The sequence below is a fragment of the Ascidiimonas meishanensis genome, assembly GCF_037782385.1.
GTDB lineage: Bacteria > Bacteroidota > Bacteroidia > Flavobacteriales > Flavobacteriaceae > Ascidiimonas > Ascidiimonas meishanensis.
On record NZ_JBBEXD010000043.1, the window covers coordinates 1 to 1174 of the forward strand.

General features: G+C 37.3%; 1 protein-coding gene. It reads left to right on the forward strand.

The genetic code is table 11. From position 1 onward, the window contains the following. Window positions 1–1174: amino acid adenylation domain-containing protein (locus WBG07_RS19330; RefSeq protein WP_340203773.1), on the forward strand; the 1174-nt coding region annotated here is incomplete at both ends.

The following is a 1174-nucleotide window of genomic DNA, read 5'->3' on the forward strand; positions in this document are numbered from 1 at the left end:
ATCTGCTACGGTTACCTATCCTAAAGATCAAACCGTAATCACTCTTTTTGAGGAACAGGTAATCAGAACTCCCGAAGCTATAGCAGTTATTTTTGAGGAAACCGAATTTACCTATCAGGAGGTATCTAACTATTCCAATCAGTTAGCACATTATCTACAGATCACTCAACAGTTGGAGAAAGGAAGTTTTGTAGGGATTAAGTTGAAGAGGGATGCATGGCTTTTAATAAGCATTCTGGCAGTTTTGAAAAACGGAGCCGCCTATGTACCCATCGATATTAACTATCCAGAAGCTCGTATCGCTTTTATTGAATCTGACAGCAATTGTGAGTTGCTAATAGATTGTGAACTAATTAAGAATTTTAAGTACAGTCAAACAGATTTTGATACTGAATTTGAATTCCCTGAAATAAATACTGAGCAACTTTCACATATTATTTATACCTCTGGCTCTACTGGTCAACCCAAAGGTGTTCAGATAGCTCATGGTAATGTTATGAGTTTGCTTAATTGGTCGGTTTCAGAATTCGGGAAAACTCCGTTTGAGATCGTTTACGCTGCCACATCCCATTGTTTTGACTTATCGGTTTTTGAGATGTTCTATCCGTTAATTACTGGTAAAAAGTTACGCATATTACCAGATGCGTTGACTATATCTTCCTATCTCTCACTAGATCATCATGTATTACTAAATACAGTTCCTTCAGTGATTAAAATGCTTATTGAAGAGAAGGTGAGCTGGGAAAATATTGTTGCCATAAATATGGCTGGAGAAGCTCTTCCGGTAAGTTTAGCTAATTACTTTTCAGGAAGTACTATTGAAATTCGGAATCTTTATGGTCCTTCTGAAGACACTACCTATACTAGTTATTATAAGCTTATAAATACTCAATCTATCGCTACATCGGTTCCTATTGGAAGGCCAATTCCAGGCACTCAAATATATGTTTTAGACAAACATTTTTCGTTATGTCCAACGGGTGTTATAGGAGAATTATGCATAGCAGGAAATGGACTGTCTAAAGGCTATCTGAACCGTGAAGACTTGACTGCTTCCCGATTTATACCTAACCCTTTTAGTAAAGAAAAAGATGCTCGTTTGTACCGTACTGGAGATTTAGCCTATTGGCGAGCCGATGGAAATCTAATGTTTACTGGTCGTGCTGATAATCAA